The 14,270-nt window shown below is 26.2% G+C and carries 13 protein-coding genes and 1 other annotated feature; of the genes, 1 reads left to right on the top strand and 12 read right to left on the bottom strand.

The features are described 5' to 3' along the window. Positions 1–144 precede the first annotated feature (144 nt). From O212_RS0103600 to O212_RS0103550, 11 genes are all read right to left on the bottom strand, one after another. Complete coding sequence (locus O212_RS0103600; protein ID WP_024613793.1) at positions 145–1,647, bottom strand: DUF1846 domain-containing protein; 1,503 nt, start codon at positions 1,645–1,647, stop codon at positions 145–147. Between the two features lie 26 nt (positions 1,648–1,673). Then, the gene (locus O212_RS16365; protein ID WP_081705798.1) at positions 1,674–1,844 is read right to left on the bottom strand and encodes a DUF3796 domain-containing protein; all 171 of its coding nucleotides are present in this window, start codon (positions 1,842–1,844) and stop codon (positions 1,674–1,676) included. Positions 1,845–1,909: 65 nt separating this feature from the next. Then, complete coding sequence (locus O212_RS0103590; RefSeq protein WP_024613792.1) at positions 1,910–2,593, bottom strand: response regulator; 684 nt, start codon at positions 2,591–2,593, stop codon at positions 1,910–1,912. 2 nt (positions 2,594–2,595) lie between these two features. Then, complete coding sequence (locus O212_RS0103585; protein ID WP_024613791.1) at positions 2,596–4,134, bottom strand: ATP-binding protein; 1,539 nt, start codon at positions 4,132–4,134, stop codon at positions 2,596–2,598. 142 nt (positions 4,135–4,276) lie between these two features. Beyond that, positions 4,277–5,275, bottom strand: a complete 999-nt coding sequence (locus O212_RS0103580) for a 2-hydroxyacid dehydrogenase (protein WP_024613790.1) — start codon at positions 5,273–5,275, stop codon at positions 4,277–4,279. Positions 5,276–5,391: 116 nt separating this feature from the next. Next, entirely contained in the window at positions 5,392–6,459 is a 1,068-nt protein-coding gene (locus O212_RS0103575; RefSeq protein WP_024613789.1) for an AEC family transporter, read from the bottom strand. A gap of 316 nt (positions 6,460–6,775) precedes the next feature. Further along, complete coding sequence (locus O212_RS0103570) at positions 6,776–7,459, bottom strand: hypothetical protein (RefSeq protein WP_024613788.1); 684 nt, start codon at positions 7,457–7,459, stop codon at positions 6,776–6,778. Positions 7,460–7,528: 69 nt separating this feature from the next. After that, a complete protein-coding gene (locus tag O212_RS0103565) occupies positions 7,529–8,239 on the bottom strand; it encodes a phosphatase (RefSeq protein ID WP_024613787.1) in 711 nt (236 codons plus the stop codon). 148 nt (positions 8,240–8,387) lie between these two features. Further along, positions 8,388–9,770 carry an MATE family efflux transporter gene (locus tag O212_RS0103560; protein WP_024613786.1) on the bottom strand — a complete coding sequence of 461 codons (1,383 nt, stop codon included), beginning with the start codon at positions 9,768–9,770 and terminating at the stop codon, positions 8,388–8,390. Between the two features lie 83 nt (positions 9,771–9,853). After that, the gene (locus O212_RS0103555) at positions 9,854–11,023 is read right to left on the bottom strand and encodes an aminotransferase class I/II-fold pyridoxal phosphate-dependent enzyme (RefSeq protein ID WP_024613785.1); all 1,170 of its coding nucleotides are present in this window, start codon (positions 11,021–11,023) and stop codon (positions 9,854–9,856) included. Further along, positions 11,020–11,502 carry an Lrp/AsnC family transcriptional regulator gene (locus tag O212_RS0103550; RefSeq protein ID WP_024613784.1) on the bottom strand — a complete coding sequence of 161 codons (483 nt, stop codon included), beginning with the start codon at positions 11,500–11,502 and terminating at the stop codon, positions 11,020–11,022. The genes O212_RS0103555 and O212_RS0103550 overlap by 4 nt, the downstream gene beginning before the upstream one ends. Positions 11,503–11,551: 49 nt before the next feature. Continuing rightward, positions 11,552–11,808: a binding site (T-box leader), on the bottom strand. 145 nt (positions 11,809–11,953) lie between these two features. On the opposite strand from O212_RS0103550, the gene O212_RS0103545 reads away from it, so the two are divergent. Then, positions 11,954–12,727 carry a histidinol-phosphatase gene (locus O212_RS0103545; protein WP_024613783.1) on the top strand — a complete coding sequence of 258 codons (774 nt, stop codon included), beginning with the start codon at positions 11,954–11,956 and terminating at the stop codon, positions 12,725–12,727. Between the two features lie 24 nt (positions 12,728–12,751). On the opposite strand, the gene O212_RS0103540 is transcribed toward O212_RS0103545, so the two are convergent. After that, positions 12,752–14,065, bottom strand: coding sequence for a sodium-dependent transporter (locus O212_RS0103540; protein WP_024613782.1), 1,314 nt, complete (start codon positions 14,063–14,065; stop codon positions 12,752–12,754). Positions 14,066–14,270: the final 205 nt, after the last annotated feature.

Raw genomic sequence — 14,270 nt, 5'->3', positions numbered from 1 at the left:
ATAAATCTTAATTACTTTTTTATTTTTGTTTTTTGTTTTCTCCGTTTACATTTATTATTATATAATAATAATTATCCATTGTAAATACTTTTTTTAATTTTTTCTAAAAAATAGATAAGAGTAAATACTCTTATCTATCTAATATTAATAATATAAATTTTCAGTTGCATATTCTGCATCACAAGTTATATCTATACCAAGCTTTCTAAATGTTTGCTCATCATTATTACTCACTATAGTTGTTGAATGTGCTTGTGCCCCTTTAAGACTAGAAAGCTTCTCAATAGCAACTTGAGCCATTGGATTAGTAGCTGCACATATACTAAGTGCCATAAGTACTTCTTCACAATTAAGAGCTGGTCTCTTAGATGCTAATGTTTCCTTTTTTAATCTTATTATAGGATTTAATATAACTGGTGATATTAAGTGAATATCATCATTTATATCAGCAAAATGCTTAATAGCATTTATAATAGCTGCTGCTGTTCCTTCCATAAGATCTGATGTCTTACCTGTAACTATAGTTCCATCGTCTAATTCAATAGCAACAGATGGACATATTTCTTTACTATCTTTAATTCTTTTTAATCTTTCTGAATTTTCTCTAGCTTTAATAACAACTTTTCTATCTTGTTCTCTTAAATTTAATTCACTCATTATTAAAGATACTCTTTGAAATGTTTCTTTATCTACATATCCTTTTTTATATTCACATGCAGTTTTAAAATATCTTCTTATAATTTCTTGTTTTGAAGCTTCTTTTACTACTTCATCATCTATAATTCCAAAACCAACTCTATTTACACCCATATCAGTAGGTGATTTATATATTGACTCTTCCCCTGTTATTTTTTCTATAATTCTTTTTAAAACTGGAAAACTTTCAATATCTCTATTATAATTTACAGCAACTTTATTATAGGCATCAAAATGGAATGAATCTATCATATTTACATCTTTTAAGTCTGCTGTTGCGGCTTCATATGCAATATTTAATGGATGCTTTAATGGCACATTCCATACTGGGAATGTTTCAAATTTTGAGTAACCTGCAACTTTCCCTCTTTTATTTTCATGATAAAGTTGACTTAAGCATGTTGCAAGCTTTCCACTTCCAGGTCCTGGTGCAGTAACAACTACTATTGGTTTTGTAGTTTCTATATAAGGATTTTTTCCATATCCCTCATCACTTACTATAGTATCTACATCAGTTGGATATCCTTTAGTTGATCTATGTTTGTATACCTTTATGCCTCTTCTTTCAAGTTTATTTATAAAAATATTTGTAGAAGGTTGTTCATCATATCTTGTTATTACAACACTATTTACATCTAAATCATAAGCTCTAAGTTCATCTATAAGTCTCAATACATCAGCATCATATGTAATACCGAAATCTCCTCTTATTTTATTTCTTTCTATATCACCAGCATAAACACAAATAATTATTTCTGCCTTATCTCTTAATTTATGTAATAATTTTATCTTTGCATTTTCATCAAAACCTGGCAATACTCTTTTGGCATGAAGGTCTTGAAGAAGTTTACCTCCAAATTCTAAATAAAGCTTATCGTAGTTATTTACTCTCTCTAAAATATATTTAGACTGTTCTTCTAAGTATTTTTTATGATCAAATCCTATTTTCATAAGTTCTCCTTTTGTTAATAAATTTTTTATTTAGATTTTATACGTTTATACACTATACTATTTTCATAAAAATATGTGAACCATAAAATGTTTATAAAAAATAGAAAATATATTGGATTGTCAGCTGTAAATCCTTTTAATCCTATTAGTGATAAAAGTCCAAGCAATCCAATATATTTATATTTGTGATAATCCATGTAATCATCCCCCAAAAATATATACTTAATTATATTATATACATTTTTAGAATTATTTTCTATATTTAATTGCTTTTAATAAATTTATATTTATACTCAGGTCTACCAACATTACCATAATCTATAGTAACTTCTGCCTCACCTATATTTTCTAAATAATCAATATATTTTTTTATAGTAACATTACTTACCCCTGTTAATTTTGATATTCCTCTTATAGTCCAATATTCTTCATTATTTTCATTTATAACATCATATATTTTGTTTAGTGTATTTTTATTTATTCCTTTTGGTAATTTATTTTCTTCATTAAGTAAGCTTTCACTATTGTATAATCTATCTAAGTCATCTTGATCTATCTTAGTATTTTGAATTAAAAGTTGTTTCTTTTTTATGTACTTATCTATAGCTTTTTTAAATCTTTCAAATTCAAAAGGTTTTATTAAATAATCTACTATACCATAGGCAAAAGCAGCCTTTATTTCTTCTGATTTATCTGCTGCTGTCATCATTATAACTTCTGATAATATCCCTCTATCCCTAATATCTTTTAATATTTCTATTCCATTATCTTTAGGAAGGTATACATCTAACAATATTAAGTCTATATTCTCTTTTTCTAATATATTTATTAAATCTTCTTTATTAGATACAGTTTTTATTACTTTAAATCTATCAATCATTTCAACATACTTTTTATTTATTAAAGCTACCATAGGGTCATCCTCAACAATAATAACTTTATTCATTTTTATCCCTCCTTTAATATGTTTATTATAAACTTCTTATTCTTTTTATTTTCATTTATTTTTATAGAACCCCCGTAAAGATCAATTCTTCCCTTTACTGTTGATAATCCTATTCCTCTTCCTTCTCCTTTTGAAGTTACTCCATTTTCAAAGAGATTATCTTTTATATTTTTCTTTATATTCTTACCATTATCTTTAACTTCTATATTTATCTCCTTATCATCTTCATATATATATACTTCGACAATTCCACTTCCTTCTTTTTCTACACATGCATCAAAAGCATTTTCTATAAGATTACCAAGTATAGTTATTATATCTATTGAAGTTACTCTTCCATGAGATGACATCATATAAGAATCATCATTTATTATAAATTCTATATTTTTTTCATTTGCAATTAATTTCTTACTAAGAAGCATTGCACTTATTAAATTATCTTTTATCTTTGCAACATTAGTTGTATTTTCTAAAACCTCTTTTTGACAATCACTTATATATTTTTTAGCTTCATTATATTCTTCTAAATTTATAAGCCCTAAAATAACATGTAGTTTATTTTTAAACTCATGAACATTCGCTCTAATATTTTTAAGTAATCCATCTATTCCTGTTATTTCCCTTGCTAATCTATTTATATTTTCACTTTTCATTAAAGTAATAACTGCACCCAAGTATTTTCCTTTTTCTTTTATAAAACTTAAATTTACAAATACTTTCTCTCCACTTAATGTTATCTCTTTCATCTCTATACTTTTTTTCTTATCTATAAAATTAGAAAGCTTTTCTATTAATTCTTCTATATTTAATGTATCAAACATTTTAAAGCAATTATCATTTATTTCTAAAATTTTGTTATTTGTATCTATAGCAATTACACCTTCATCTATTGAATCAAGTATTATTTTCTTTTCATTATATAACCTAGCTATTTCATCAGGTTCCATTCCAAGCATCTCTTTTTTTATTTTTCTTGCAAATGTTTCTGATAGTAATATTGTAATTGGTAATATTAAAATAAATAAACATATTGTTATAAATATAACTTTATTAGTTACAGATTCAACATCCTTCAAATATTTCCCAACCATAACAAATCCAACTTGCTTATCCTTATAATATATTGGATCAAAATATCTAACCGTAAATCCCATTGAACCTTGCATCGTTGAATAATAACTAGTTCCATATTTAATTACATCTCTATTATCCGTATTTACATATTTATGTCCTATTTGACTAACATCAAGATGAGAATATTTTTCTCCTGTCATATCTCCAACAACAATAATATCTACATTTTTAAATTTATCAGCAAATTTCTTCACATAATTTTGAATTTCAAAATTATTTTTTCGTTCAGCTAATGTTTTTTGAACTAATGGTGTATTCGCTACTACATATGAAGTTTCCTTTAAATCTCTTTTTATTTCATCATGAAGATCATCAACTCTAAGTTTCATAAAAAACGCACAAGCAAGTATTAAAGGTATTATCGCAATAATAATGCTACGCTTTCTAACACGACTTTTAAAGCTCATATTACCTCCTATTATTCTTTTTAAATTAGATTATACATAACTTTTCTATTTTTTTCGACATATTTTTTATGTATATTTATTAAATTTAATAAAAAAGCCTTACTTATAGTTTGTTACAAGTAAGGCTGCATTATAAATCTTATTAAGCTATTGCATTTTTACAGTTTTTTTCTGTTAAATATTCATTTAAATTTTCATATGAAATACTTATCATATTTGTTAAAGCTTCATCTGTATATGAACCTATATGAGGAGTTAATAATACTTTAGGGAACATATTTATAAGCTTTTCTATATTTTCATCATCTATTTCTTGTCCTTTAAGATCTTTAAAGAATACTCTACTTTCTCCTTCTAAAACATCAGCTCCATATCCTCCAAGTTTTCCACTTTCAATACCTCTTATTATAGCTTCTATATCTTGAAGTTCTCCTCTTGCTGTATTTATTACAATTCCGCCATCTTTCATATTGTTTATAAACTCATCATTTATTAAGTGATAGTTTACTCCTTTAATATATGGCATATGTACTGATATTATATCTGAAGTTTTTATTAATTCTTCTTGACTTACAAATTCAACAACTTCTTTTGCAGCATCACTTTGGAATACATCATATCCAATTACTCTTGCTCCTAAACCTTTGAAAAGTTTAGCAGTTGTAAGTCCTATTCTACCAGTTCCAATTATACCAACTGTACAATTTCTAACTTCTTTACTAAACATATTTGCATCAACTACAAAATTCTTTTCTCTTGTTCTGTTTACAGAATATGCTGTATGTCTAAGTAACATCATAGCAAGTGTTACTGCAAGTTCTCCTATTGCATTTGGTGAATATCCTGGAACTCTTGCTGACTTTAATCCAAATTCTTTAACTGCATCTAAATCAACATGGTCAAATCCAACTGTTCTAGTAAGTACATATTTTAATCCATTGTTTTTTAAAAGCTCTAAGTTTTGTCTATCAGCCATACAGTTACCTCTAACCATTATAGCTTCAGCTCCTATAGCTTCTTTAACATTTTCATGATTTAATCCTTTTTCTACAAGCTTTAAATCGTATCCATATTTATTTAATTTATTAAAAAATTCAACTTCTGTTGGTCTTACTCCAAAACAAACTAACTTAATTGACATAAAAAACTTCCTCTCTTTTCTACATTTATATTTAAAAATAAATTTATAATAAAATAAGACTTAATTCGGAGAAAAGAATTAACTTAAACTCCGAATTATAGTCATTTAATTTTAGTCTATACAAACAATCCTATATTTTTAATTACTTCTAAAACTACTATCCATATTGGCATTGCAACTACGGCAACTATAGTTGATAATAATGAACAGTTTGATGAAAGAACTGATTCTTTATCAAAGCTTATAGCATAAGCTGCTGCAACTGTCGCTGTTGGTGCTGCCATCATTATTACTACTGTAGCTAGTCCAACATATGATACTGGTAAAATTCCAGTTACATTTAAAACATATAATAATACTATGTTTATTAGTGGAACTATAATTACTTTTTGAATGCTGTAGTACCATGAATCTTTTGATCCCATTGCTTCTTTAAATGGTATTGTAGCTAAATTAGCTCCTATTGATAACCATGCAAGTGGTGAACATAAAGTACTTAAATAAGTTAATGGTTTATAAAGCCATGGTAACGTTTGGTCGATTCTTAAGAATGCATAATTTTTTACTCCTTCTTTTGTTGAAACAGCTACTTGTGGTAGTGAATCTTGGAATAACCATATAAATAATCCTAAGAATGTTGCTATAATAATTGGATTTAAAAACATGCTTTTAACATTTTTCTTAAAGTTTTCTTTATCCATTTTTAAACCTGACATTTTAATAAATCCATATGAATAAAGGAATACTCTATATGCTATATTAAATATTGAAGAGTACATAACTCCTACTGTTCCATAAACAGCTTGTACAATCGGAGTTCCAAAGAAAGTTGTTGAACCAAATACTGTTAGTACTCTTAAAGCATCTTGCTTGTCTCCTTTATATCTTGAATAAAATAACTTAGTTATAAATATAAGAATTATGTAAATTGCAAATCCCCATATTAAAAGATTTATTCCTTCATGTAAACTTTTCTTGTTTATATCTACTAAGAATGATTTTAATGCTAATGCTGGAAGTGATACTGATAAAACTACTTTACTTAATATCTTTGCGGCACTATCATTTATTATGTTTTTCTTTCTTAAATAAAATCCTAAGAAAATAATTGCTATTGATGAAAATATTGCGCCTATAATTTCGTTGTCTGTTAATGTTTTTCCTAAAATACTTAAGATATCCATCTAACCTAATTCCTCCTTGGTTTTAAAGTTTTCTCAAATGTTTTTTGTTATTAATTTCACACTTATGTTATAACATTAACAATTTAACTACAATTATATTTAAATTTCTAAATAATTATTTAAGTTTTTTAAGGTTTTTTATTTAATTTATTCACTTAAATAACTTAAATAATTAATTTTATCGTTAAATTTTAATCAAATAAAAGAAAAATATCTTTATTCTAATTGTTATAATTAAATTATTTTAATTACCCTTTTCTAAGTTTCTATATAAATAAATAAAGTTTTTATGCTTTTCTACAAATAAAAAAGAGCCTCATTCGGCTCCTAATATATTAATTAAAAATTTATTTTCTATATTATTTTGTATAATATTTTCAAATTTAACTTTTGAATTTTCGCTTGTATATTCTAAAAGAGGATCTATTATATAATATAAATTTTTAATATTTATTTCATCACTACTAATAATATTAATTTTAACTTCTTTTTGATTATATAATTTACTACATTCTTTTAATGTATTATATACTCCAATACCTATATTCTCTTTATCATTTAATTTTGATATGTAAACAAACATATTTTTTAAATTTAAATTATTTTTATTTATATAAAAATATAATATTTCTTTAAATAAAACTATTATATCCATGTTTCTTCTATTATTTATATATTTATTTTCTATAAAGGTTAATTTATTTAAATTATTAAAGTCTTTTATAAAAATATTTTTTTCCTCATTACTACATATTAATATATTTCCTGAACAATTATAAAATAAACTTAGTTTATAAAAATAATTTTGATCATTGTAATTTATAATATTTATTTTATATTTATCAAAACAAAAACTATAATATGTAAAAATCTTTATAATATTTTTTTCTTTTATAATATGTTTATTTTCCTTAAAAATATTTTTATTTCTAAGTTTACTTATTATATTTATTTCATCTTCTAAAGAATAAATTATATTTATAACTTTTAAATCCCCCATTATATTGACCCCTCTTATTTTAAAATTCAAACGTAATTTAGGGCCATTTTAAAAATAGCCCTAATTTTTTTATACATAAAATATATTTTTTATATCTTCTTCATTGTAATTAACTATAAGTTCTTCTGGGAAATCAATCTCATCTATTAATTTTATACAATTATCAAACTTTCCTATATCATAACATATATGAGAATCACTTCCGAATATTATTTTTGTTTTATGCTTTCTGCAAAACTCTAACATTTTTTTATCATTTTCTAAAGCTCCAACTCTAAATCCATTCGGCTTTAGAGATGAGTTATTTAATTCTAATAAAACATTATTTTCCTTTGCTGCAATTACAATCTCTTCATAATTAATAGGATATCTTGAATCATCTAAATGTCCTATTATTTTTATATTTGGCTTTTTCATAACATTTATAACAGCCCTTGTATTTTCTTCTTCTGTTCCAGATGCTATACAAGGTGGATGAAGACTTGCTATTGCATAGTCTAAATTATTTAAGTCATCATTTGTCATATCTATATTTCCATCAAAATCTAAAATATTAACTTCAGCTCCAACTAAAACATTAACTTCATCAACGAACTTAGGTATTGCTCTTAAATTATGGAAATGATATATATGAGCAGTTCCTGGCATTTTAGGTGCGTGATCTGAGATTCCTAAATATTTAAGTCCCTTTTCTCTTGCACTATCTATATTTTCTTTAACTGTACTATATGCGTGTCCACTAGATATAGTATGAGTATGTAAATCTATTAATTCTCTCATTCTTTACCTCCTTAATACTTACTTATATATTTTACCACAAAAAAATTTTTTAATCATAATTTTACATATTGTTAAACTCAAGTTAAACTAATAAAAAGCTTCCTTGCAAAGAAATTAATCTAAGCAAAAAAGCTTTTTTTAATATATATTAAATTTCACTAGTTCCTTCAGTTAATAATACCTCATCTGAAAGTTTCTTTTTATAAAACACTACAAAACATGTTACTGTTATAATTGCAGCTGTTATATCTGCAATAGGTTCTGCCATTAAAGTCCATCTAAGTTTATCTTCAAAAATCATCGGTAATACTAATGCTAATGGTATAAGAAGTATTATTTTTCTAAGAAGAGCTAATATTAATGATGTTTTAGCCTGTCCCATTGCTAAGAATGTTTGTTGACATGCTATTTGTGCACCTGATGCTATAATACCACCAAAGAATATTTTTATACTCCAAGTTGTTATAGTCATAAGGCTTGGATTATCATTAAATATTGATACAAAGAATCCCGGTACAAGCATTAAAGCAATCCACATAGCTCCTGCATATCCTAATGAATATGTAAGTAATAACTTAAATGTTCCTTTAACTCTATTTCCTTTCTTAGCACCATAATTATAACTTATTATAGGTTGTGCCCCTTGTGATAATCCAACAAGTGGTAATAATACAATTTGCATTATACTGCTCATTATAGTCATTGCACTAACTGCTAAATCTCCACCAAACTTTAATAATTGATTGTTCATTATAATCATTACAAGACTTTCTGTTGATTGCATTATAAAAGGTGATACTCCAAGAGCTATTATTGGAAATACAACTTTTAATTTTGGAATCATATACTCTTTTCTTATCTTTAATATACTCTTTTTCCCAAATAAAAATTTTAGAACCCATATAGCTGATACACTTTGTCCTATTACTGTTGCAAGTGCTGCTCCTTTAACTCCCATTCCAAATCCAAATATAAATATAGGATCTAAAATTATATTAATTACAGCCCCTATTACAACTGTTGCCATACCAACTTTAGCAAACCCTTGAGTATTAACAAATGGATTCATTCCTAAAGCTATTTGAACAAAAACAGTCCCAAGAATATATAATCCTAAATAATCATTTGAATATTTAATTGTAGCTTCACTAGCTCCAAAAGCCCAAAGCATCGGTTCTTTAAAAATTGTAAAAACTATTGTTAATAAAACTCCTAATAATATAAGAGAAGAAAAACTGTTACTTAATATTTCTTCTGCTTCATCATTCTTCTTTTCTCCCATCTTTATTGCCGCAAGAGGTGCTCCTCCCATACCTATAAGTGCACTAAAAGCTGATATTATCATTATTATAGGGAAAGCTACTCCAACCCCTGCCATGGCTATTTCTCCATTTGGTATTCTTCCTATAAATATTCTATCTATTATATTGTATAGAACATTAACTATTTGAGCTATAATTGCAGGAAGTGCTAATTTAAATAATAAACTATTTATATTCCCATTACCTAAGTCTATTTTCTTATCAGACATATTAAACCCTCCATATAATTTAGTCTTTTATAAATTTTACATTATTTTACCTCATTTGTAAAACAAAAAAGCATAGTTTAAAACTATGCTTTGTGCTTATTTATAAATCTTTCTATTCTTTTTATAGCTTCAGTTAAATCATCCATAGATGCTGCATAACATGCTCTTATAAATCCTTCTCCACATTCACCAAAAGCATTTCCCGGAACTGCTAATACTTTCTCTTCCATAAGAAGTTTTTCACAAAATTCATCTGATGTCATTCCTGTAGACTTAATACATGGAAATACATAAAGAGCACCTAATGGCTCAAAACACTCAAGTCCCATTTTTCTAAATCCATTTACTAAAACTCTTCTTCTTCTGTTGTATTCAGATGCCATTTCTCTTACACTGTCATCTCCATGTTTAAGTGCTTCAATAGCTGCATACTGTGCTGTTGTTGGTGAACACATTATTGCATATTGATGAATCTTCTTCATTGCCTCTATTAATACTTTATTTCCACATGCATATCCAAGTCTCCACCCTGTCATTGCATATGCTTTTGAAAATCCATTTATTATAAGAGTTTTATCTTTAACATCCTTAAATTCTGCAATTGATACATGCTTTTTATCATATGATAATTCTCCATATATTTCATCTGAAAGAATTATTATATCTTTATCTTTAACAACATCAACTATTTTTTCTAATTCTTCCTTTGTCATTATAGCTCCAGTTGGATTATTAGGAAATGGAAGGATTAAAACTTTTGTTTTTTCTGTTATTGCCTCTATTAAATCATCTGGCATAAGTTTAAAATCATCTTCAGCCTTTAAATTTATTATTTTTGCTGTTGCACCTGTAAATGCAGTACAACCTCTGTATGCAACAAAACTAGGTTCTGGAATTATAACTTCATCTCCTGGTCCTACAAGTGCTCTAAGCGCTAAATCAATAGCTTCACTTCCACCAACAGTAACTAATATCTCTTCTTTAGGATTATATAATAAATTAAATTTTCTATATAAATAATTTGATATTTCTTCTCTAAGTTCTATAAATCCTGCATTAGATGAATAATGAGTATGTCCTTTTTCTAATGAATATATTCCAGCTTCTACAACGTTCCAAGGTGTTACAAAATCTGGTTCTCCAACTCCAAGAGATATAACATCCTCCATTTCATTTATCATATCAAAATATTTTCTTATACCAGATGGTGGCATATTTTTTATATTATCTAAAATCATATTTTCCATTATCATATGAATATAGCCTCCCTATCTTTAATTTTCTTATCTTTAAATATAGTTCCATGATCTTTATATTTTTTAAGTACAAAGTGTGTTGCCGTACCTTGTACATATTCTTGGACAGCAAGTTTTTCTGATACAAACATAGCAACTTCCTTCATAGTTTTCCCTTCAACTATTACAGTTAAATCAAAACCTCCAGAGCTCATTAAATAACAAGCTTTAACATTTGAAAATTTATATATTCTTTCTGCAACTTTATCAAAACCTTGTCCTCTTTGAGGTGTTATTTTTACTTCAATTAAAGCAGTAACAGTTTCTTTTCCTGTGTTTTCCCAATTTATTAATGTAGTATATCCTGCAATTATATTTTTTTCTTCATAATCTCTAATAGCTTCCCTAACTTCTTCAACAGTCTTTCCTGACATTACAGCAATTTCTTCATCACTATATCTACTATTTTTCTCCAAAATTTCAAGAATTTCTTCCATCTCTCTTAAATCCTCCCTTATTTTTTTAATAAAAAAAACCTTAATCCCAAAAAGGGACGAAGGTTATTGTTTCGCGGTACCACCCTAATAAATAAATATATTACTATACTTATTCACTCTATAAGAATAAATTTATTCCTTTCCTAGTTAACGTTAGGCTTACGGCTTATTTTATTAAGTGTTTTTACTTAGTTCTCAATAAGCAATTCCAAGGCTGCTTCCATAAATACTCTTACTAAATTCCACCAAACTTTAGCTCTCTTTAAAGATAATATTTTATGTACTCTTCCTCTTCATAATTTTTTTGAATTTATTTTTTTCTATATTATATGACTATATTTTAATAAATTCAATACTTTTATTGATTAAAATTTTGTAATCTATTATTTCTCATTGAATATTTATCCATTTTATAATAATATTTACATCAAGATATATAGGGGGTATTTTTATGATTAAAACAAATTATCACACTCATACAAAAAGATGTTTACATGCCGAAGGTAATGATTTAGATTATATTAATGAAGCAATAAAAGCCAATCTTCATACTATAGGATTTAGTGATCATGGTCCATATGAAGATAATAGATTTGGACTTAGAATGCCTTATTCTGTTTTACCTGAATATATAAAAACTTTTAAAAACTTTAAAAAACAATTTAAAGATATTATAAATATAAAAATTGGATTAGAAATAGAATATGATGAAAATAAACTAGATTATTATAAATATCTATTAACTAAATTAGATTATTTAGCTTTAGGACAACATATTTTTCTTGATAAAAATAATAACTTTTTAAATAGTTATGAAATTAAATCAACAGAAAGTTATTTAGACTATGCAAATTCTATATCTAAAGCTTTAAACACTAAATTATTTTCTTTTGTAGCTCATCCTGATCTTATATTTTTAAATGAATTTCCATTTGATGAGAATTGTGAAAAAGCTTGTAATATAATAATAAATGCTGCAAAAAGAAATAATTCTATCCTTGAATTTAATGCTAATGGTTTCAGACGTGGAATTCATAAATTCCCAGATGGAGAAAGATATCAATATCCTTATAAACCTTTTTGGGAAAAAGTTAAAGAAAATAATTTAATGGTTTTAGTATCATCAGATTGTCATAATCCAAAACAAGTATATGATTCATATATGGAGATGGCAGTAAATACTGCAAAAGATTTCGGACTTAATGTTATAGATTTTATAGATTAAAAGGAGCTTTAAAAGCTCCTTTTTTTATCCTATTCCACCAAGTATTATTCCAAGTACTATTATAACTACTGTAATAAAGACAAATACATACTTTCCAAAGAAATAAAATTTATCTCCAAGTTTTACTTCTGATCCAGTATTTATTTCCTTTAAAACCTCATCTTTATTAAGAACATAATAAAATACAATCATAGTTATTAATGCCCCTATTGGTGAAAGTATTATTGTTATAAAATTTGTAAAATTATTAAAATTATTCATACTTAAATCCAATGGAATTGACAGCAAAAATCCAACTAAAGCTATAATTGTTATACTCTTTCTTCTACTAATATTAAACTTATACATTAAAGACTCACATGGACCTTCAAGCATAGCAATAGAAGAACTAATTGCAGCCAAAAATATACTTAAAAAGAAGAATTCACCTAATATTTGACCTCCTGGAATTGTTTTAAATATAGTTGGAACTGTTATAAATAATAATGGAGGTCCTGCCATTGGATCTAAATTACAAGCAAATACAGCTGGCATTATAACAAATCCTGATAAAATTGCAGCTAATGTATCAAATATTGCTGTATATACTGCTGCCTTTGGTATATTAAATTCCTTTTTAGTATAACTACCATAAACAACTAAACAACACCCTGTAAGTGATACTGTAAAAAATGCTTGTCCTAATGCATTAACCCATGTTTTGATTTTAAATAAATATTCCCAATTTGGAACTAATAAAAACTTTACTCCTTCAATTGCACCATCTAAAGTTAATGATCTAATAGCAAGTATTAATAATATAAAAAACATAGCAGGCATTATTATTTTATTTATTTTTTCAATGCCTTTAACAACTCCAAGCCAAACTATTATTACTGTTATTATAATAGCTATTAAATTCCAAATTATACTTTCTGGACTTCCTGCAAAAGACTCAAAATAAGATGTTAAATTAACCTCTTTAAATTTTCCACTTATACTTATTGAAAAATACTTTATAATCCACCCAACAACAATGTTATAAAAAACAAATATTCCAAAAAGCCCCATTACAGGTATTGCTCCTAATATTTTTCCTCCATGAAAACCTTTCTTTTCAAATGCTAATTCTGTTCCACCAAGATTACCTTTTGAAAATAATCTTCCAAAGGAAAATTCTGTTATAAGTCCTGTTGTTCCTAAAATTAAAACAAAGAAAAGATATGGAATTAAGAATACTGCCCCACCGTTACTTCCCATTCTGTAAGGAAACATCCATATATTTCCAAGTCCAATTGCAGCACCTACACATGCGAGAATAAATCCTTTACTACTTTTAAAATTTTCTCTTTTACCCATTTCATAGCCCTCCTCTACGCAAAAAAGCCACATAGAAAACTCTATATGACTTAAATATAAAAAAAGCCACATAGATACTACGTGGCTTAATTACTTACATAATTTTAAAACTTAGCCACCATAGATACTTACCCCTTATAATCTATACGAAGGTTTGCATCCATGATGATTTATAAACACAAACCTTCTACCTAAAGTAGCTAAA

Source organism: Clostridium sp. Ade.TY, from assembly GCF_000498355.1.
Classification (GTDB): domain Bacteria; phylum Bacillota; class Clostridia; order Clostridiales; family Clostridiaceae; genus Clostridium.
The sequence above is the reverse complement of the archived record's forward strand: the minus strand, read 5'-3'. Positions and strand labels throughout refer to the sequence as shown.